Source organism: Micromonospora sp. NPDC048947, assembly GCF_040649495.1.
GTDB lineage: Bacteria > Actinomycetota > Actinomycetes > Mycobacteriales > Micromonosporaceae > Micromonospora > Micromonospora alfalfae.
In genome coordinates this window covers 208,908-226,776 of sequence record NZ_JBEZFO010000009.1, presented here as the reverse complement: position 1 = coordinate 226,776, position 17,869 = coordinate 208,908, and the positions used below count along the sequence as shown (strand labels likewise).

Here is a 17,869-nt window from a genome sequence, read left to right as displayed (position 1 = left end):
GGATCCGGCGCGGGCGCGGCCGGGGGAACCACCGGTTGGGCTCGCGCGTCCGACGGAGATGAGACCCGCATCGACGACAGTCGTCACGGCCGCGCTCCTGGGCGCACTCCTGACCGGTTGCACCAGCGTCGACCGAGCCCCCACCACCACCCCTGCCGAGCCCTCGGCCACCACAGCTACCGGCCCGGCCGCCCCGGCCACCGGCACCGCGCAGCCGACCACCGCCCCCAGTGTCAGCGCCGGGGCCAGCGGTGTGGCCCCCCGAGTGGCGTTGCGAATCTCCGGCGGCTTCGCTGGGCGCGGGGACTCCATCGTCGTCGAGCCGGACGGTCAGTGGACAGTGACGGACCGGGCCGGCAGCCGCCGCAACGGCCGGCTGACCCCTGCCGATCAGGGCATCCTGGCGGGGCTGGCCGCCGACTCCAGGCTCGCCACCGAGGCGCGACGGCCGACCACAGCGACCAACTGCTCGGACGCGATGCACTACCGCCTCACCGTGGCCAGCAACGACACCGGGTACGCCGACTGCCCGGCCGACGGGACCCCGCCGCCGGCCACCCAGGCGGTGGTCAAGCTGCTCCTGAGGGCCACCGGCTCCTACGTCAGATAGTCCGGGGGCAGGCCGGTGGCCCGCAGCTCCGGCGGTAGGTGGGCCACGTCGTTGACGGCGAGCAGATTCGGCGGGCCGCCCGCGCTGTACCGGATGACGGTCAGCCCGGCGTTGTGCGAGTTGAAACCCAACCACCGCCACTCCGGCGCGTCGAGGGCGTGCCGCACCAGCCAGGCGATCAGGAAGCTGTGCGTCACGACCAGCTCGCGGACCGGTTCGCCGCCGGCTGGACCCTCGGCGACCGGGCCCGCGAACCGCCGCACCGCGTCCGCCGTCACTCGCGGCCCGTCGACCCGCTCGGCCGCCGAGAACTGGGTCAGAAATTCGGCGTACGCGGGCGGCAGGCCAGCCGGATCCGTGTCGTGTGGAAGGTGGTCACCGGCCAGCTCCGTCTCGTACACCGGAACGTCGGGCAGCGACTTGGCGACCAGCTCGGCGGTCTGCGCGGCCCGGCGCAGCGGCCCGTGGTGGACGGCGGCGAACCGCCGGGCCCGTAGGCGTTCGCCCAGCAGGGTGGCCTGCCGTCGGCCGCGCTCCGACAGGCCGGTGTCCGGTTCGCCGGCATCGGGCCCACTCGGCTCGGAGAGATCCTGCTCGGCGTGTCGGGTCAGGTACAGCAACCGGGTCACCATGATCCCCACCTCAACACACCGGGAGGTACGAGTTCGACCCGCACCTCCCGGTCCTGCGGCAGTCGGCTCAGTCGACCCGGCCGGACACCGCCCGTACCACGGGAAACGCCGCGGCCTGGCTCATCGCCCGCCCCAGGGCCTGTTTCATAAGGGCGGTCGAGCCGAGGCGGAGTCCGGGCGGCGACCCGGCAAGGCGCGGTTTTGTCCGGATACCGGTGTTGTATCCGGACGAAACCGCAACGCCGCCGGTCGTCGTCCGGGCCCGCCGCAGGCCGGCCAGTTCTTGTGAAACAGGCCCTACGCCCGGGGGAACATCTGGCCGATGCGGATCCGGTTGCCGAACGGGTCCCGGATGCCGAAGTCGATCCCGTACGGGCGTTCGGTCGGCTCGTCGGTGATCTCGACGCCCTTGGCCACAAGATCCTCGTGCGTCTTGCGGGCGTCGTCAGTGGTCATGAAGAGGTACCCGCCGAGGGCACCCTTGGTGAGCAGCTCCCGGACCTGCTCAGCGGTGGCCGGGTCCAGCGCGGGCGGGCCCGGCTTCTCCAACAGGATCTCGCGCTCCGGGTCGCCGGGCAGGTTGACAGTGAGCCACCGCATGAAGCCGAGGTCCTGGTCGGTGTTGACCTCCATGCCGAGCTTGTTGACGTAGAAGTCAAGCGCGGCGTCCTGGTCGAGGACGTAGATCTGGGAGCGGCTGATCGCGTTCATCGTCATGCCCATGACGCTAGAGGTAGACCGTGACCTGCGGCTTATCCAAAACTGCTGGGTCGGGTCCAGGCTTTGGTGAAGCACGACGGCACGTTGGCCGGCGCGACGCGCTGACGCCGGAAATCCGAGGGCGACTCCCCGACGATCTGCCGGAACGTCCGACTGAACGTGCCCAGACTGCCGAAGCCGACGGCGTAGCAGATGTCCGTCACGTCCCGGTCGGTCTCCACCAGCAACGACATCGCCCGCTCCACCCGGCGGCGTTGCAGGTAGCGGTGCGGGGTCTCACCGAAGGTGGCCCGGAAGGTACGGATGAAGTGCGCCTGGGAGACGTGCGCGATCCGGGCCAACGCGGGGATGTCCAGCGGCTCGGCGTACGCCCGGTCCATCGCGTCCCGGGCGCGCAGCATCGCCCGGTTCGACTCCTCCACCGCCCGACTCATCTGCCCCTGTCCCGCTCCGCGCTGCTCCGGCCCCCAGGCTAGCGCCGGGCGCCCCGTCGTCCGGTCGGGTAGCGGCTCCGCGTCGTTCCTCGCCGGACCACCGGCGGCGTCGACTTACTGGTTGGCCCCACGCTCCGAACAGTCGGCGTACTGCCAGGTCGCGGTGAGGTCCTGACTCGTCACGATCATCCTGCCGGCGAGACAGGCGATCTCGTGCCGGCACCCCTGCTCGTGCGGCAGCACCTCGTCCAACATCACGTCCTGGAGTTGGGCCACGTCCAGCTCACGGTCAGCGGGCTCAATCGTCAGATTCCGCACGCCCCGGTAGCGAATGGTCAGGTCCTCCTCGTGCTTCCAACAGTTGTGCTGGAGGTACAGCTCAAGCCATCGACTGCCGCCCGTCTCACCGGACGTCAGTCGCGCGGGCTTCAGGCTCTTGACACAGCGCTGGCCAGTGAAGTCGTAGTGGTCGGGGTCCGTAGCGAACCTGCGAGCTCCATCGGGCAACGAGTCAGCAAGCGATGACAACTGCTCGACGTATGCCCAGGGATCCAGAAGGATCCCGTCCTTGGTTCGTTCAAGGCTGACGTATCTCATTGCCACCCCTCCGCCAGCCGCGCTGGCTCACCGCTGTGGGACACAGTGGCATCGGCCCGGTACGGCTGAGCTGCTACTTTCCGTAGTAGAAGTCGGCGGCCTCACCAGCGCGTGCCGGCGCGTTGATCTTCAAGGACTTCCCGTGATCCTTCATGGTGGTGGTCAGCGTCAGTTTCGGGCCGTCGCTGGGGCTCAGCTCCACCTTGATCGAGGTGACCCAACCCTGGTCGTCGGTGGTGATCGTGAACGGCGACAGGCGTATGCCGATCGAGACGATGCTCGGTGCGCCCACGGGGAGGAACGACGTGGTGTCCTTGCCGGTGGGGTCGAAACGGCCGGTGTAGGTGTGCGGGTCGACGCGGTCCACCGAGACGATCGACGCTGTGAACGCCTTCAGGCCGGTCGGGTCGACCCAGTCGAAGCGGAGGAAGAGATCGTCGCGCTTCACTCGCTTCAGATCGACGTGCACCCAGTCCTTCTCGTCGGACGGCCGCGAGTAACTGTCGTTGCCGATCACGATCCGGCTCCCCGCCGACGGGTACTTCCCGCCGGTGACCGAGATCGTCGTCTGGAAACGGCGCTTCTTCGGGTCGAAGGCACCCGTGCCGTTGACGTTCTGCCCCTCGGGCAGGTTGCCGCGCACCGCGTACCGGTGGGCAGCCCTCTGCGACCGCTGCAATGCCGCGACCAGCTCTGCGCGGACGTCGGGCGTCGGGGACGGCACGGCAGTGGCAGTCGCGGTGGCCTGAACCGGTTTGTCGGTGCGGGTGGGCTCATTCGCCGGAGTGCAGCCGGCTGCGAAGAACAGACTGCCGGTCAGACCCAGCACGAGCAGAGTGGTGCTGTGTTTCATTGTGATTCCCCCGTAGACCGCCGCTTGATGGCGGGACGGAGGCACGATAGCGACCGTGGTCGACGTCCGGTTGCCCCACGGGGCAGACCGGCACAGACACGGCAGTGCCGCTCGGAAAGGTCTGATGTAATTGGAGCCCCCGGCCGGGATCGAACCGGCGACATCTCGCTTACAAGGCGAGTGCTCTGGCCAGCTGAGCTACAGGGGCGCGTGCGTCGAGGTCAGCATAGCGACTGACGTTCGGTAATCCCGATCCCGAGGCCTCCCGAGCACGGGAATCGTCAAGAACCCGACGCAGACTCGTTTGACACGGCGGCGATTGATGTCTGACCGTGCCCGACTGACCGGAATGCGTAGCCCGACTGGTGGGCTGGGCGGCCCCCCACCTTGGCAGCACGGGTAAACGCGTTTACGGTTCACTGACACGGACGACGACCCGGGCGCCCCCGCGACCGCGCCGCCGTCCGCTGAACCGGCACGGACACGTGCCGGTTGCTCCTTCACTCGGATCGTCCGGCACGTTCCTGCCGGTGAAAGGAAGCGCTTCACCATGGCTACGGTCACCTATTCCAAGGCGTCCCGGGTCTACCCGGGCCAAGAGCGTCCCGCCGTCAACGAGCTGGACCTCGAGATCGGCGACGGGGAGTTCCTCGTCCTGGTCGGCCCCTCCGGTTGCGGTAAGTCCACCAGCCTGCGGATGCTCGCCGGCCTGGAGGACGTGGACGCCGGTTCGATCTACATCGACCAGCGTGACGTCACCCACCTTCCTCCGAAGGCCCGCGACATCGCGATGGTCTTCCAGAACTACGCCCTCTACCCGCACATGACGGTGTACGAGAACATGGCGTTCGCCCTCAAGCTGCGCAAGACCTCCAAGTCGGAGATCGACCGTCGGGTCAAGGAAGCGGCCGGGCTGCTCCAGCTCGAGGAGTACCTCAGCCGTAAGCCGAAGGCGCTCTCCGGTGGTCAGCGTCAGCGTGTCGCGATGGGCCGGGCGATCGTCCGCGAGCCGCAGGTCTTCCTCATGGACGAGCCGCTGTCGAACCTCGACGCCAAGCTGCGCGTGCAGACCCGTACCCAGATCGCGTCGCTCCAGGCCAAGCTGGGCGTCACCACTGTCTACGTCACGCACGACCAGGTCGAGGCCATGACCATGGGTCACCGGGTCGCGGTGCTGCTCGACGGCGTCCTGCAGCAGGTGGACACCCCGCGGGCGCTCTACGACACCCCGGCCAACGTGTTCGTCGCCGGCTTCATGGGCTCGCCCGCCATGAACATCAAGACCGTTCCGCTGAACGAGCGGGGCGCCGAGTTCGCCGAGCTGCAGATCCCGCTGACCCGCGAGCAGGTCGAGGCGGCCCGTGCCGAGGGTGGCGACGGCAAGGTCACCGTGGGCTTCCGCCCGGAGGACTGCGAGCTGGTCAGCCCGACCGAGGGCGGCATGCCGGTCGTGGTCGAGCTGGTCGAGGACCTCGGCTCGGACGCCAACGTCTACGGCCACGCCGCGCTGGGTGGCAACTCGGAGCGCTTCGTCGTCCGCACCGACCGGCGCAACATGCCGAACATGGGTGACACCGTGTTCGTCAAGCCGGTTGCCGGTCGCAGCCACGTCTTCCACGCCGCCACCGGTGGCCGGATCTGACGTAACGCCGTACCGACAGGGGCGGTCCGCTTCGGCGGGCCGCCCCTTCGTCGTACTCGAAGCGGCTCGTCGTCCTGCCGGTGCGCCTGACGACGAAGGCCCCCTCCCGCGCTCGGCGGGAGAGGGCCTTCGTCCGACGTGCGTTACAGCTCGACGGAGCGCCGACGGGCGACCTCGGCCAGGGCGACCGCCGCCGCCACGCTGGCGTTGAGCGACTCGACCTCGGAGATCATCGGGATGCTGACGGTCAGGTCGCAGGTCTCCCCGACCAGGCGGGAAAGACCGCGCCCCTCGGAACCGACCACGACCACCAGCGGACCGACAGCGGCCTCCAGGTTGTAGAGGTCGGTGTCGCCGTCGGCATCCAGGCCGACGACCATGAAACCGGCGTCGCGGCACGCCTTCAACGACCTCGTCAGGTTGGTCACCTGCGCAACCGGCACCCGCGCGGCCGCGCCGGCACTGGTCCGCCAGGCGGTCGCGGTGATCCCGGCGGCACGACGCTCGGGTACGAAGACACCCTGCGCGCCGAACGCGGCAGCCGACCGGATCACGGCACCCAGGTTGCGCGGGTCGGTGACACCGTCCAGCGCGACCAGCAGCGGGGCCTGCTGCTCCAGGGCAGCGGCCACCATGTCCTCGAACGGCTGGTACGCGAAGGGCGGCACCTGCAAGCCGACGCCCTGGTGCAGCACCCCACCGGTCATCCGGTCCAACTCGGCGCGGCTGATCTCCAGGTTGGCGATGCCCCGGTCGGCGGCGGTCCGGATGATCTCGTTGATCCGGTCGTCCATGTCGATGCCCTGGGCCGTGTAGAGCGCCGTCGCCGGCACGTTGGCGCGCAGCGCCTCCAGCACCGGGTTACGCCCGACCAACAGCTCCGGGGTGTCCTTGGACGGGTTGGACTTGCGCCCCGGCGTGACCCGAGGGCCGGACCGGCTGGTGGGCTTGCCGCCCCGCCCGCCGGTGGCGGCACCCCGCCCGACCGGTACGCCCCGACCGCCACCCCGACCCCAGGTGGTGTCCTTGCTGCCCGGCTGGCCGATCTTGGGGGCGCGCCCCTCCTCAGCCGCCGCACGACGCTCCTTGTCCTGCTTCCAGGCGGTGCGCTGGGGCAGCTTCTCGGTGCCCGAGTAGCCCTTGTGCCACGGCCGCTCGTCAGCGGGCAGGGTGCGACCCCGCCCGGCCAACGAGTCCTTGTTCTTGCCGCCGGTGCCCTTGGGGGCGCCTGCCTTCGACGTCAGTCGCCGGCCACGGCGCTGCGAGTTGCCGGCCATCAGTCCTGCTCTCCAATAGTCCAACGGGGGCCCTGGGGGGTGTCCTCGACCACCACGCCGGCCAGCTTGAGCTGGTCACGCACGGCATCCGCGGCGGCCCAGTCCTTGCGGCCCCGCGCCTGCGCACGCTGCTCCAGGGCCAGCGCGATCAGGGAGTCCACCACGGCGCGAAGGTCGTCCGATCGGCCGCCACCGGTCCAGGCCGGGTCGAGGGGGTCGACCCCGAGAATATCCAGCATTGCCCGCACCACGGCCAGCGTGGTGCGGACGGTCACATCGTCGCCGACGCTCAGCGCGGTGTTGCCGTCCCGAATGTGCTGTTGCAGCACGGCCAGCGCGGCGGAGGTGTTGAGGTCGTCGTCCATCGCGGCGACGAAGCCGGCCGGCAGCTCACCGAGCTGCCCGGCACCGACCCGCTCGGCGGCCCGCTGCACGAAACCCTCGATCCGCCGGTACGCGGTGGCCGCGTCGCGCAGCGAATCCTCCGAGTAGTCGATCACCGAGCGGTAGTGCGCGGCGGCGTAGTAGTAACGCAGCTCCACCGGCCGCACCCCGAGCGATTCCACGTACGCCAGGCCCAGCGCGTTGCCGGCGGACTTGCCCATCTTCGCCCCGCCGATGCTCAGCAGGCCGTGATGCACCCAGTAGCGGGCGAACGGCAACCCGGCCGCCTGGGACTGGGCGATCTCGTTCTCGTGGTGCGGGAACGTCAGATCCAGGCCACCGCCGTGGATGTCGAACTCCGGGCCGAGATAGCGCCAGCACATCGCCGAGCACTCGATGTGCCAGCCCGGACGGCCGAGACCCCACGGCGAAGGCCAGTAGGCGTCCGCCGGCTCGTCCGGTTTGGCACCCTTCCACAACGCGAAGTCACGCGGATCCCGCTTGCCCCGGTCCGGCGCGTCCCCGGCGGACTGCATCGCGTCCGGCGACTGGTTCGACAGCGACCCGTACGCCGGCCAGGACGCCACATCGAAGTAGACGTCGCCGGAGCCGTCACTCGCCGGGTAGGCGTGCCCGTCGGCGATCAACTTCGTGATCAGCTCATGCATCTCCGGGATGTGCCCGGTGGCGCGCGGCTCGTAGGTGGGCGCCAACACGTTCAACGACCGGTACGACTCGGCGAGCAGCAACTCGTTGGCGTACGCGATCGACCAGAACGGACGACCCTGCTCGCCCGCCTTGACCAGGATCTTGTCGTCGATGTCGGTCAGATTGCGAACGAAGGTGACCTCATAGCCGGCGGCCAACAGCCAACGGCGCAGGACGTCATAGTTGACGCCGGAGCGAAGATGACCGATGTGCGGCGGGGCCTGAAGCGTGAGACCACACAGGTAGACCCCCACCTTGCCGGCTTCCCGCGGGACGAAGTCCCGCACCGATCGGGTGGCGGTGTCATACAGGCGTAGCGTCACCGTACAAGGGTAGCTGTCCGTGCCTGTCCGGGTCCGCCGGTGCCGGGTCGTACGCTGCCAGGCGTGGATGCGACCGCACGCTCCAGTGGCTCCGGTGACCCGCCAGCCAACCCCACCGCCCCCGCCGACCCGGCCCGCAGGCGGGCTTCCGGGCCGACCGACGCAACCTTCGGGCAGGGCTCCGGTGCGGCCGACGCAACCCTCGGGTGGACCGAGACTGGCGCACGGCGGGCCGATGCGGTTGCGGGGCGGGGCGGGGAGACGTCGCAGACGCTGGACCGGGGGTTGCGGCTGCTGCACCTGGTCGCCGACGCCTCCGGCGGTCTGACAGTGACCGAGGCCGCGAATCAGCTCGGCATCGGCCGGGCCGCCGTCTACCGGCTGGTCAGTGCGCTGACCGGGCACGGCATGCTGCGTCGCGACGGAGACGGTCGGCTGCGCCTCGGTGCCGGGTTGCTGCACCTGGCCCGACGCGCCCAGCCGCTGCTCGCCGAAGGCGCGCTGCCCGCGCTACGCCGCCTCGCCGAGCAGGCCGGCGCGACCGCGCACCTGACCGTCGTCGAAGGTGGCGAGGGCGTCGCACTGGCAGTGGTCGAGCCGAGCTGGACGTCGTTCCACGTCGCGTACCGGGCCGGGGCACGGCATCCACTGGATCGGGGGGCGGCCGGCCGGGCGATCCTGGCCGGCCGCGCCGGGGTGGCCGAGCCGGTGAGTAGCAGCGGAGAGTTGCAGGCCGGGGCGTACGGGGTGGCCGCACCGGTGCTCGGCGTACCCGGCCTGGAAGCCAGCGTCGGCGTGGTAGCGCTCGCCCCGCTGGACGTCGACACCATCGGCCCGCAGGTGCTGGCCGCCGCCCGAACCATCGCCACCGCCCTCAGCTGACCCCGACCGCCGCGCGGCTTGATCGACTCGGGTTCACGAAAGTCGCGGTATCCCAAGGCCAGCAACCGCCCGACTTTCAGGAACGCGAGTGGATCACCGCCCATCGGCGGCCACAATGCCCGATTGGTCGGCCGTTCCGACCGCTGCCATAGCACGACCGGCGGGCGGATTCGTGGTTGTCCACAGGTCCAGCGGCAACCGCGGGCGGGGTTGTCCACAGGGGTTCCGGTGGCCAGTCGGTGCTCGGCAGGCTTCTCTGCATGCCCCCACGTCCGCATCGCCCCGATGCCCTGGCCTGGCAGGTCTTCCGCGGCTCCGACGCTGTCCGGGACGGCCTGCTCACCGAACATCAGCTGCGCAACTCTGCCTGGGTGCGGTTGCGCCACGACATCTACGCCGACTCGCGGTTGGACCGTGATCACGCCCTCGCGTGTCGCGCCGCCCTCCTGCGGCTACCGCCCGGAGTGGTGATCGGCGGCCCGTCGGCTGCCTACCTGCACGGCGTCCAACACGCCGCGAGCTTCACCGACGACGTGCACGTCCTCGTGCCCCGACCGTTGCGGGTCGGCCCGCAGCGCGGCCTCAGCGTGCACGTCAACACCATCACCCCGCTCACGGTGAGCGGGGCCCCGGAGCGAGCCGCGACCCCACCAACCGCACAACGACCACCAACCGCCGGACGAATGCCGAAGGCCGGTGGTCCGGCGACCGTTGGCCGACCACCCGATCCCGGACCACTGCCCAACCCAGCACGACCACCAGACCCCGGACCACAGCCCGACCCAGCACGACCACCAGACCCCGGACCACAGCCCGACCCAGCACGACCGCCAAGCGGGGGGCGAGTGCCAGATACGGGGCGCGCGTCGAGCGCTGGCCGTCCACGTGATGCGGCGCGACCTACGGGAGCAGTGCGCCCACCTGCCGGCCAAATGTCGCCACGGCCAGCGCCGCTGCTGTCCCGCCAGGCCGCGGTGTCTGTCAGAGCAGGGGGGATCGTGACGGCCCGCGCGGGCGATGGGTGGGCGGCGGCCGGCCCGCGCAGGTCCAGCGCGCGGGACCTCCCGATCCCCCGGTCCGACCCCGGGCGGGCCGCCTGGGAAACGGCTGTCTGGCTCGACCCCGTCCGGGCGGTCGCCATCGTCGACTCGTTGCTCGGGCAGGGCCTGGCCGAGCGCGACACCCTGGCCGTCATTGCTGCCCGCAATGCCGACCGGCCCGGTGGACGACGGGCGCGCTGGGTCTTCGACCTGGCCGACGGCAAAGCCGAGTCTCCGCCGGAGTCGCACCTGCGCGTGCGGTTGGTGCTGGGTGGGCTGCCACGCCCAGCCGTTCAACATCCGGTTCGCCTGCCCGTCGGCGTTGTCCTGCACCCCGATCTGGCCTGGCCGCAATATCGGGTGGCGCTCGAGTACGACGGGAAGTGGCACGCCGACGCAGAACAGCTGCACCGCGACCGCCGTCGGTTGAATCAGCTGGTCGGCGCGGGTTGGCTGGTCCTGCATGTGACCAGTCGACGGCTGCACGGCGAGTTCCCGGCGGTGCTCCGAGAGGTGCGCAACGCGCTGGTCAGCCGAGGGTGGCGGCGAGGATCGTCAACATGACCAGGATCAACTCGGGTTCCTGGAAACCGCGCCATCCTTCAGGCACCAACGCCGCGCCTTCCAGGAAACCGAGTCGATCATGAGCGGCGCCGAGCGGCGGCCGGTGACAACAGGCCTGGACGAGCCGGGGCCCGGTCGACGACAGGTCGACCGGGCCCCGAAGGACGGTGGCGGTTGGGCCACCGCAGTGCGATGTGCGCTACGGGCGGGCGTTCGGCTTGAGCGGGGTCTTCACCGCCGCGTAGGCGTCGACGATCCCGTAGCCGTAGAAGCCGTTGAAGTTGACCCCACCGGCGCAGTACGCGTCGTAGGTCTCGTCCCGGCCCTCGTTGCGGTACTGCTGCAGGCGCGGCTCCGGGCACGCGTGCTCGGCGGCCGTGCGGTAGAGGTGCTGCTCGACCTGGTCCGGGGACATCCCGAAGCCGGTCCGACCCTGCGCCTTGCCGTGCCGACTGACGATCAGCGCGGCGACACCAGCGGCGTGCGGGGACGCCATCGAGGTGCCCTGGAGGTACGTGTAGTAGCCGCACTCACCGTTGGCCTTGCACTGCTTGAAGACCGAATTCTCGAAGCCGGGGACGATGTTGCCGTCGGCGTCGACCGATCCTTCCTCCTGAAGCACGTGCTTCGGGTACGAGGACAGGATCATGTTGGCGTCGGTACGGAAGGTGTCGGTGCCGAAACCGTCCCGGAACCAGCCTCCCGGCGCGGCGACCGAGATCTGCTCAGTGCCGTAGTTGGAGAAGTCCGACTTCTTGCCGGACGGGCCAACCGACGACACGCCGATCACGTGCGGGCCCTCGGTGGGGAGGTCCCAGCAGCTCTCGTTGTCGATCGGCCGGGGGTACGGGTCGGCGCCGTAGTCGGGGCTCGTGACGTCGGTGCGCGGTGCACCCAGGTCCTCGTTGTTGTTGCCGAGCGCGCCGACGAGGGTCACGCCCTTGTTGTGCGCGAAGACCAGCGCCCGCTTCATCGCCTTGATGATGGCCCGCTGCTCGGCCTGGTCCTCGGGGGAATCGGCCGGGTTGGCGGTGCAGTTGTAGAGCCACGGGTCGACATAGAACGACATGTTGACCACGTCGATCCCGGACCGGCCGGCGTAGACCAGGGCGTTGACGACCGGGTCGAGGAAGAAGTAGCCGGAGTCCTGGCCACCCTTGAGCTCGACCAGCGAGACGTTCGGGGCGACGCCGGAGAGACCGAAGCCGTTGGCCGCGGCGCCGATGGTGCCGGCCACGTGGGTGCCGTGCCCGCCGTCGTCGGTGCCGACCGGGTCGAGGCAGCTCGGCACCTCGCAGGGGCCGTCCACATCGGTCAGGTCGCGCGCGAAGTTGCGCGACAGCGACCAGTTGAAGTTCGGCGCGATGTCCGGGTTGCTGGCGTCGACGCCGGTGTCCAGCACGCCGACGGTCACCCGACGGTCGCCCGGCTCGATCTTGCGGGCCTCGTCGGCCCGGATCATCTCCAGACCCCAGAGCTTGTCATCGAGCGGATCGAGCTTGGCGCCCTTCTTGGCGGCGCCGGCAGCACCGGCACGAGCACCGGCAGCGGCCAGCAGGTGCTCCTGCTCGACCCGGTCCAACTTCGGCTTGCGGCCGATGGCCTTCTGCTCGGCGGCGCCGATCAGCGTCGGCGCGGCGGTCGCCCTGGCCGCGAAGTCGGCCCGGTCGCTGCTGACCTGGAACATGCCGACCTCATCGGACCGGGACACCACAGTGCCACCAGCTGCCCGGATCGCGGCGACGGCCGTGTCGATGGCGACGCCATCCTCGGCGACGACGGTGAAGGTCCGGGAGTTGCTCGGCGCGGCGTTGGCCGGCACACCCAACCCCGTAGCCGTAAGTGCCAGCACAGCCGCGGTCGCGACCGTACGGGCGGTGAAGCGCTTGCTCACCACATCGGATCCTCTCGTTGAGGGACGTGGCAGCCATCACACAACAACGATCCGGATTACGCCAGTTGAGCGCCCGTTATGGCAGTGAATCCCGCCAGTTCGAGCCGCACCCCGACCGCACAGACACACGCCGCACAGATTCACGCCACACAGATTCACGCCGCACAGACACCGGCCGCACAGACACACGCCGCACAGACACACGCGCCGGCCGCCTCGATCTACTCACCTACCGCGACGGCACCCAGATCCGCCAGCGCGGCCGGCAGCTCGGCCATGCTGGCGACTTCGGCGTCGGGTGGGCAGCCGGGCGGGCGAGGCAGGCCGAGCCGGTTCAGCCACACCGATCGCAGGCCGGCCCGCCGGGGTGCCACCACGTCGTGCTCCCACGAGTCGCCGACGTACACGATGTGCCCGGCTGGCACCCCTGCCGCCGCGACCACAGCGGCGTAGAACTCCGGGGCCGGCTTCTTGGGCAGGCCGTTCTCGTGCGCATACAGCTCGAAGGTGAACTCGCCGGCGAGTCCGCACCGTTCGGCGCGGCTGTTGCCGTTGGTGGCGAAGCCCAGCGTGTACCGGCCGCGCAGCGTGGCCAGCGCCGGTGGTACGTCAGGAAACGGTCGGGTGAGAGCGAAGCGCTGGGCGAAGAAGAGGTCAGTGATCTCGTCCAGGTGGTGGACCAGCGCGGCGCGGGCCAGCGACCGGGCCAGTGCGGCGCGCCGGATCTCCGTCACCGGGGCGGCGCTCAGTTCGCCGAAGACGGCGCCCCAGTCCGATTCCAGCTCGGCGAGCGTCACGCCGGCCGCCGCGGGTGCGTGTCGCCGCATCTCGTCGAGGACCGCCACCAGCCCACCCGTGACCGCTGGACGCAGGTCCAACAGCGTTTCGTCAGCGTCGAACACCACAGTGGTCAGCACGACACCCACCCTCTCACCGCCAGCGGAATTCGCCGCCTGCCGGCAAGGGCCGGCCATCAGGAGCACACCGCCCGCCGACTCTCACCGACCGTCAAGCGCCAGCTCGGGCTCGGGCGTGGCCGGCGCGGGCGATCCGCGCAACTCGTCGAGGCGTACCAGGGCGACGCCGGCGACGATCAGCGCACCGCCGAACAACTGCCAGCCGGTGGGCAGCTCGTTCAGGAACAGCCAGGCGACCAGCACCGCGAAGAGCACCTCGGTCAGCCCGACGAACGACGACAGTCGGGGCCCGAGGATCCGGGTGCCGGCGATGCCGGTGAGGTACGCGATGACGGCGGCCACCAGCGACAACCCGGCGATGGGCACCAACCAGCTGGTGGGCTGCCCGGCGAAGGTGACCTCACCGAAGGTGGCGTGCAGCGGCAGCAGGCCGGTCAGCCCGATGAGGAGCAGCACGGCGGCACCGACGGCCATTCCACCGCTGGCCAAGGCGACAGAGGGCAGCCGGGGGTCGACCCGGCCGGCGAGCACGAAATATCCGGCCAGGCCGAACGCCGCGCCCAGCCCCCAGAGCACGCCCACCGGGTGGAAGTCGGCGGTGCCGGCGAGGTCGAGCACGAACGCCAGCCCGGCCAGCGCGGCCACCGCCCCGGCGATGGTGAGCCGGCGGGGCGGCTGCCCGTGCCGCAGCCACATCCAGACCACGACGAGGATGATGCCCAGGTATTCCAGCAGCAGCGCGACACCGACCGGCAGGTAGCGCACGGCGTTGAAGTAGCACACCTGGGCCACCGCCACCCCGAGGAGCCCGAACACCCCGATGGCCGCGGCGTTGCTTCGCAGCACGTCCCATTTGCCCCGCAGCGACAGTAGGGCGGGGATCGCCAGCACCACTGCGGCAACGCCGACGCGGGCGATCACCGCGGACTCGGCAGACCAGCCGGCCTCGATGAGCGACCGCGCGAAGGTGCCGGAGGTGGCGAAGGTGACTGCGGAGAGCAGCGCCAGTCCGACGCCGGCAGCAGGTCGTGAGTGCATCTCGCGCTCCTCGCAATGGGCACCGTGTCATGAGCAAACTATCCTTGTACTGATGACGCTAGGCGGGGGCAATGACAGGAGTCAAGTTGCTATTCGCTCATGACACCGAGTGTTCTCTGATCGCCGCCGCGGCGCTGGTGAACACCGCAGGTCGGGACGGCGAGTTGCTGCCCGACATCGCTGCGCTGGACACGTTCTTCGTCCGCCACTCCTACAGCGGCCGGCACGAGCACACCGAGGCCGAGCTGCACGCCGTACGGGAGCTACGGCCCCAACTGCGCCGCATCTGGTACGCCGAACCACCCGAGATCGTCGCGGTGGTCAACGGTCTGCTGCTGGAACACAAGGCGCTGCCCCAGCTCATCGAGCACGACGACGAGCCGTACCACCTGCACGCCGTCCCCCGCGACGCGCCGCTGGCCACCCGGATCGCGGTCGAGGCCGCCATGGCGATGGCCGACCTGGTCCGTACCGGCGAGCTGAGCCGCCTGCGGATCTGCGAGTACCCGGACTGCGACAACGTCGTCGTCGACCTGTCCCGCAACCGGTCCCGCCGGTTCTGCGAGGCCGGTTGCGGCAACCGTGCGGCGGTGACCGCCTACCGCGCCCGCCGGGCCGCCGGTCGCTCCTGACCGACGGTCGCCCACTCCTCGGCCCGCACCTCGTACTCCACCTCGCCCTGCTCGGTGCCCGGAATCGGGTCGTCCCACTGCAGGTGGAAGGTCCGCACGTAGTGCAGCCCGGCCTTCACCATCACCCGCCGGGAGCGTTCGTTGACAGTCATCGTCTCGGCCCAGACCCGCCGCACCCCGACCGTGTCGAAGGCGTACCGGACCAGCGCCCGCGACCCCTCGGTGGCCAGCCCTCGCCCCCACGTCGCGCGGCGCAGCCGATAGCCCAACTCGGCCTCGGTGCCGTCCTCCGACGGGTCCAACGCGAACCAACCCAGGAACTCGCCGGACTGCCGATCATGCGCCGCCCACCGACCAAGCCCGGGATGCCTGTCGTACTGGGCCAGCAGCCTCGGCAACTGCTCGTCGCGCACTGTGGCCAGCGGGGTCGCGACGCCCCCGGTGAGGAAACGCATCACCTCGGGGTCGCTGTCCAACTCGACCAGCGCGTCCACGTCGGCCATCGTCAGCCGCCGCAACCGCAACCGCTCGGTCCCCGTCGGCACACCCGCGCCATCGTCACCCATGGCCCGGATCATCCGTCCCGCTCCGGACCACGTCGAGCCGTTTATCGGGGCCAGGTGCGCGGAAACCCAGACCGCCGTCGCGGGCGAGGTGGTCGGTCAGCGCGGGGGCGCGGCCACGAAGAGCCGCCAGGAGTACGCGTCGACTACGAGCACGGGCCCGTTCGAGTCCTTGCTGTCTCGCACCCCGACCACGCTCCCCAGATTCGTAGCCACCTCGACGCAGTTGGCGTCCTGGTTGCTGCGGCTGCTCTTGCGCCACTTAGCGCCGATCAGCTCCACGACTCGGCCACCTCGTTCATCAACTCGATGGACGCCTGCGGGGGCAGGGCCTCACCCAAGGTAGCTTCCCAGACCCGCTGCAACCGCAACAGATCCTTCGGCTGGTCCAACTCCTGGCCGCGAACCTGACAGTCCAGGTAGGCCACCTCCGTGCCGTCGGGCAGGGCAGCGAGCGCGAACTGCCCGCCGAGCCCCGGATACTCCTCGGCCGATCGCGGCACCACGTGCAACCGGACCCGGGGGTGCCCTGTGGCGATGCCCACCAGGTGCAGCGTCTGGTCGCGCATCACCTTCCGCCCGCCCACCCGACGTCGCAGCACCGCCTCATCCAGCACCGCAACGACGTGCGGCGACCGCTCGCTGTGCAGCACCTCCTGGCGGCTCATCCGGTCGGCCAGTCGCCGGTCGACCTCCTCGGGAGCGAGCAGGCCGCCAGCCTCGAAGACCGCACGGGCGTAGTCCTCCGTCTGAAAGAGCCCCGGCACGTAGCGGGGCTCGTACCACCGGAGCGTGCGCGCCTGGGCAAAGATCGCCTGCCAGCCGCGTAGCCAGGGCTGCGCCCGGTCCAGGCTGACCAGTTCGGTGGACATGCGGCCGAAGAGACCGCCGGTGTCCAGGGCGCGATCGACGAGTTCCAGGTACTTGGCGGTGGGCGGCTGTTGGCCCAGCTCGACGGCGCTGACCATCGACGCCGAGTAGTTGACCGCCTTGGCCAACTCGTCCTGACTCCAGCCACGTCGCGCCCGCGCCCGGCGCAGCTCGGCGATCAGGAACGCCGCCGCCGTCATCTGTCCATCGGCCATGCCCAGCCACCCTCCAACCCGCCGACGATCAACTCCAGCCGACCAACAGAGCCGGCGCGACCCGGGAACAGGGCAGCTACGACAGGTGGGCCGAACCCTTCCGACCGTAGTCGTCCGATCACCAGACTGTGAAGCGCGGCACCGCTCCCCGTCCCCCGGGCCCGGCGGCACCGCACGGGACCGCCTGATCCCCCGTGTCAGGCGGTCCCATCCCCACCCAAGCCGCCCGCCCGGCCGCTCGCCCGCCCGCTCGACCGCTCGACCGCTCGACCGCTCGACCGCTCGACCGCTCGACCGCTCGACCAAGATCGTGCTCGATCGTGGAAGTAGTGGGGTCCTGACGTGCGGAAACCACTACATCCAGGATCGAGCACGATCTTGGGCGCCGCCGCCGGAGGGCGCGGGGCGCAGGGCGCGCGGGGTGCAGGGCCGCAGGGCGCGCGGGGTGCAGGGCCGCAGGGCGCAGGGCCGCAGGGGCGCAAAGGCGCAGGGCGCGGGGCGCGGGGGCGCAAGGCGCGGGGGCGCGGGGCGCGGGGGCGCAAGGCGCGGGGGCGCAAGGCGCGGGGGCGCAAGGCGCGGGGCCGCAAGGCGCGGGGCCGCAAGGCGCGGGGCCGCAAGGCGCGGGGCCGCAAGGCGCGGGGCCGCAAAGGCACGGGGGCGCAAGGCGCGGGGCCGCAAAGGCACGGGGGCGCAAAGGCACGGGGCGCAAAGGCACGGGGCGCAAAGGCACCGGGCGCGGAGTGATGCCACAAACGAGTCAGCTCGAAAGGACCGCAACACCATGTCCCGGACCACAGTGCCCGACCGCGCCACCACACCGAGCCGACCGCACCTGCCGCTGCGTCCGCTCTGGCTCTGCCGGGTCTGCGCCGCACCCTGGCCGTGCTCGGTCGCCCGACTCGCTCTTCGTCAGGAGTACGCGGACGATCGGATCGGGTTGAGCGTCTACCTGTGCGCGGTCCTGCACGAGGCCGCCGCCGACCTGTACCGGCTCAACCCGCACGACGGCCCCGACCCCGCAGCGCTCTTCACCCGCTTCCTCGGCTGGGCGAGACCGCGACAGATGCGCTGAGC

The 17,869-nt window shown here is 70.6% G+C and carries 20 protein-coding genes and 1 tRNA gene; 6 read left to right on the top strand and 15 right to left on the bottom strand.

The features are described from left to right. Positions 1 to 58: 58 nt before the first annotated feature. Positions 59 to 610, top strand: a complete 552-nt coding sequence (locus AB0B98_RS15840; protein WP_357363256.1) for a hypothetical protein — start codon at positions 59 to 61, stop codon at positions 608 to 610. Here AB0B98_RS15840 and AB0B98_RS15835 read toward each other — a convergent pair. The 6 genes from AB0B98_RS15835 to AB0B98_RS15810 all read right to left on the bottom strand — a co-directional run bounded on the left by AB0B98_RS15835 (position 598) and on the right by AB0B98_RS15810 (position 4,054). Next, positions 598 to 1,242 carry a histidine phosphatase family protein gene (locus tag AB0B98_RS15835; RefSeq protein WP_357363254.1) on the bottom strand — a complete coding sequence of 215 codons (645 nt, stop codon included), beginning with the start codon at positions 1,240 to 1,242 and terminating at the stop codon, positions 598 to 600. The two genes, AB0B98_RS15840 and AB0B98_RS15835, sit on opposite strands and share 13 nt — an antisense overlap. 297 nt (positions 1,243 to 1,539) lie before the next feature. Continuing rightward, positions 1,540 to 1,959 carry a VOC family protein gene (locus tag AB0B98_RS15830; RefSeq protein ID WP_088952055.1) on the bottom strand — a complete coding sequence of 140 codons (420 nt, stop codon included), beginning with the start codon at positions 1,957 to 1,959 and terminating at the stop codon, positions 1,540 to 1,542. A gap of 35 nt (positions 1,960 to 1,994) precedes the next feature. Further along, entirely contained in the window at positions 1,995 to 2,396 is a 402-nt protein-coding gene (locus tag AB0B98_RS15825) for an AraC family transcriptional regulator (protein ID WP_112582884.1), read from the bottom strand. Between the two features lie 114 nt (positions 2,397 to 2,510). After that, a complete protein-coding gene (locus AB0B98_RS15820) occupies positions 2,511 to 2,714 on the bottom strand; it encodes a hypothetical protein (protein ID WP_357363252.1) in 204 nt (67 codons plus the stop codon). 352 nt (positions 2,715 to 3,066) lie between these two features. Next, on the bottom strand, positions 3,067 to 3,846 hold the full coding sequence (locus AB0B98_RS15815) for a hypothetical protein (RefSeq protein WP_357363250.1): 780 nt from the start codon (positions 3,844 to 3,846) through the stop codon (positions 3,067 to 3,069). A 131-nt stretch (positions 3,847 to 3,977) separates the two neighbouring features. Further along, positions 3,978 to 4,054: transfer RNA gene (locus tag AB0B98_RS15810), tRNA-Thr, on the bottom strand. A gap of 342 nt (positions 4,055 to 4,396) precedes the next feature. Here AB0B98_RS15810 and ugpC point away from each other — a divergent pair. Then, positions 4,397 to 5,488, top strand: a complete 1,092-nt coding sequence (gene ugpC / locus AB0B98_RS15805; RefSeq protein WP_091403085.1) for a sn-glycerol-3-phosphate ABC transporter ATP-binding protein UgpC — start codon at positions 4,397 to 4,399, stop codon at positions 5,486 to 5,488. Positions 5,489 to 5,631: 143 nt separating this feature from the next. Here the strand turns inward: ugpC and rlmB are convergent, their stop codons facing one another. Both rlmB and cysS read right to left on the bottom strand, forming a co-directional pair. Next, positions 5,632 to 6,765 (bottom strand): 23S rRNA (guanosine(2251)-2'-O)-methyltransferase RlmB, encoded by a 1,134-nt coding sequence (rlmB, locus tag AB0B98_RS15800; protein WP_357284719.1) that lies wholly within the window; start codon positions 6,763 to 6,765, stop codon positions 5,632 to 5,634. Further along, on the bottom strand, positions 6,765 to 8,180 hold the full coding sequence (gene cysS / locus AB0B98_RS15795) for a cysteine--tRNA ligase (protein ID WP_357363248.1): 1,416 nt from the start codon (positions 8,178 to 8,180) through the stop codon (positions 6,765 to 6,767). The genes rlmB and cysS overlap by 1 nt, the downstream gene beginning before the upstream one ends. A gap of 273 nt (positions 8,181 to 8,453) precedes the next feature. On the opposite strand from cysS, the gene AB0B98_RS15790 reads away from it, so the two are divergent. Further along, the gene (locus AB0B98_RS15790; RefSeq protein WP_357363312.1) at positions 8,454 to 9,062 is read left to right on the top strand and encodes a helix-turn-helix domain-containing protein; all 609 of its coding nucleotides are present in this window, start codon (positions 8,454 to 8,456) and stop codon (positions 9,060 to 9,062) included. Positions 9,063 to 9,514: 452 nt separating this feature from the next. On the opposite strand, the gene AB0B98_RS15785 is transcribed toward AB0B98_RS15790, so the two are convergent. Next, a complete protein-coding gene (locus tag AB0B98_RS15785) occupies positions 9,515 to 9,655 on the bottom strand; it encodes a hypothetical protein (RefSeq protein ID WP_238667146.1) in 141 nt (46 codons plus the stop codon). Positions 9,656 to 10,060: 405 nt separating this feature from the next. On the opposite strand from AB0B98_RS15785, the gene AB0B98_RS15780 reads away from it, so the two are divergent. Continuing rightward, a complete protein-coding gene (locus tag AB0B98_RS15780) occupies positions 10,061 to 10,666 on the top strand; it encodes a hypothetical protein (protein ID WP_357363246.1) in 606 nt (201 codons plus the stop codon). Positions 10,667 to 10,865: 199 nt separating this feature from the next. On the opposite strand, the gene AB0B98_RS15775 is transcribed toward AB0B98_RS15780, so the two are convergent. The 3 genes from AB0B98_RS15775 to AB0B98_RS15765 all read right to left on the bottom strand — a co-directional run bounded on the left by AB0B98_RS15775 (position 10,866) and on the right by AB0B98_RS15765 (position 14,515). Next, complete coding sequence (locus tag AB0B98_RS15775) at positions 10,866 to 12,560, bottom strand: S8 family serine peptidase (RefSeq protein ID WP_357363244.1); 1,695 nt, start codon at positions 12,558 to 12,560, stop codon at positions 10,866 to 10,868. 221 nt (positions 12,561 to 12,781) lie between these two features. After that, a complete protein-coding gene (locus AB0B98_RS15770; protein ID WP_357363310.1) occupies positions 12,782 to 13,477 on the bottom strand; it encodes an HAD family hydrolase in 696 nt (231 codons plus the stop codon). Between the two features lie 81 nt (positions 13,478 to 13,558). Further along, positions 13,559 to 14,515 (bottom strand): DMT family transporter, encoded by a 957-nt coding sequence (locus AB0B98_RS15765; RefSeq protein ID WP_357363242.1) that lies wholly within the window; start codon positions 14,513 to 14,515, stop codon positions 13,559 to 13,561. 86 nt (positions 14,516 to 14,601) lie between these two features. On the opposite strand from AB0B98_RS15765, the gene AB0B98_RS15760 reads away from it, so the two are divergent. Further along, complete coding sequence (locus tag AB0B98_RS15760) at positions 14,602 to 15,147, top strand: CGNR zinc finger domain-containing protein (protein WP_238667150.1); 546 nt, start codon at positions 14,602 to 14,604, stop codon at positions 15,145 to 15,147. Here the strand turns inward: AB0B98_RS15760 and AB0B98_RS15755 are convergent. The 3 genes from AB0B98_RS15755 to AB0B98_RS15745 form a co-directional block, all read right to left on the bottom strand. Beyond that, positions 15,114 to 15,713, bottom strand: coding sequence for a GNAT family N-acetyltransferase (locus tag AB0B98_RS15755; RefSeq protein ID WP_357363241.1), 600 nt, complete (start codon positions 15,711 to 15,713; stop codon positions 15,114 to 15,116). The two genes, AB0B98_RS15760 and AB0B98_RS15755, sit on opposite strands and share 34 nt — an antisense overlap. A gap of 96 nt (positions 15,714 to 15,809) precedes the next feature. Beyond that, positions 15,810 to 15,992, bottom strand: coding sequence for a DUF397 domain-containing protein (locus AB0B98_RS15750; protein ID WP_357363239.1), 183 nt, complete (start codon positions 15,990 to 15,992; stop codon positions 15,810 to 15,812). After that, entirely contained in the window at positions 15,983 to 16,795 is an 813-nt protein-coding gene (locus AB0B98_RS15745; RefSeq protein WP_357363238.1) for a helix-turn-helix transcriptional regulator, read from the bottom strand. The genes AB0B98_RS15750 and AB0B98_RS15745 overlap by 10 nt, the downstream gene beginning before the upstream one ends. Before the next feature lie 781 nt (positions 16,796 to 17,576). Between AB0B98_RS15745 and AB0B98_RS15740 the strand changes: the two genes are divergently transcribed. Further along, positions 17,577 to 17,867 (top strand): hypothetical protein, encoded by a 291-nt coding sequence (locus AB0B98_RS15740; protein WP_357363237.1) that lies wholly within the window; start codon positions 17,577 to 17,579, stop codon positions 17,865 to 17,867. Positions 17,868 to 17,869: the final 2 nt, after the last annotated feature.

What these genes read in the sequence shown, in the direction of transcription:
- AB0B98_RS15765 (WP_357363242.1), bottom strand. Translation starts at nt 14,515, where the DNA reads ATGCACTCACGACCTGCTGCCGGCGTCGGACTGGCGCTGCTCTCCGCA.
- AB0B98_RS15825 (WP_112582884.1), bottom strand. Translation starts at nt 2,396, where the DNA reads ATGAGTCGGGCGGTGGAGGAGTCGAACCGGGCGATGCTGCGCGCCCGG.
- AB0B98_RS15745 (WP_357363238.1), bottom strand. Translation starts at nt 16,795, where the DNA reads ATGGCCGATGGACAGATGACGGCGGCGGCGTTCCTGATCGCCGAGCTG.
- AB0B98_RS15835 (WP_357363254.1), bottom strand. Translation starts at nt 1,242, where the DNA reads ATGGTGACCCGGTTGCTGTACCTGACCCGACACGCCGAGCAGGATCTC.
- rlmB (WP_357284719.1), bottom strand. Translation starts at nt 6,765, where the DNA reads ATGGCCGGCAACTCGCAGCGCCGTGGCCGGCGACTGACGTCGAAGGCA.
- AB0B98_RS15840 (WP_357363256.1), top strand. Translation starts at nt 59, where the DNA reads ATGAGACCCGCATCGACGACAGTCGTCACGGCCGCGCTCCTGGGCGCA.
- ugpC (WP_091403085.1), top strand. Translation starts at nt 4,397, where the DNA reads ATGGCTACGGTCACCTATTCCAAGGCGTCCCGGGTCTACCCGGGCCAA.
- AB0B98_RS15740 (WP_357363237.1), top strand. Translation starts at nt 17,577, where the DNA reads ATGTCCCGGACCACAGTGCCCGACCGCGCCACCACACCGAGCCGACCG.
- AB0B98_RS15830 (WP_088952055.1), bottom strand. Translation starts at nt 1,959, where the DNA reads ATGACGATGAACGCGATCAGCCGCTCCCAGATCTACGTCCTCGACCAG.
- AB0B98_RS15755 (WP_357363241.1), bottom strand. Translation starts at nt 15,713, where the DNA reads ATGGGTGACGATGGCGCGGGTGTGCCGACGGGGACCGAGCGGTTGCGG.
- AB0B98_RS15815 (WP_357363250.1), bottom strand. Translation starts at nt 3,846, where the DNA reads ATGAAACACAGCACCACTCTGCTCGTGCTGGGTCTGACCGGCAGTCTG.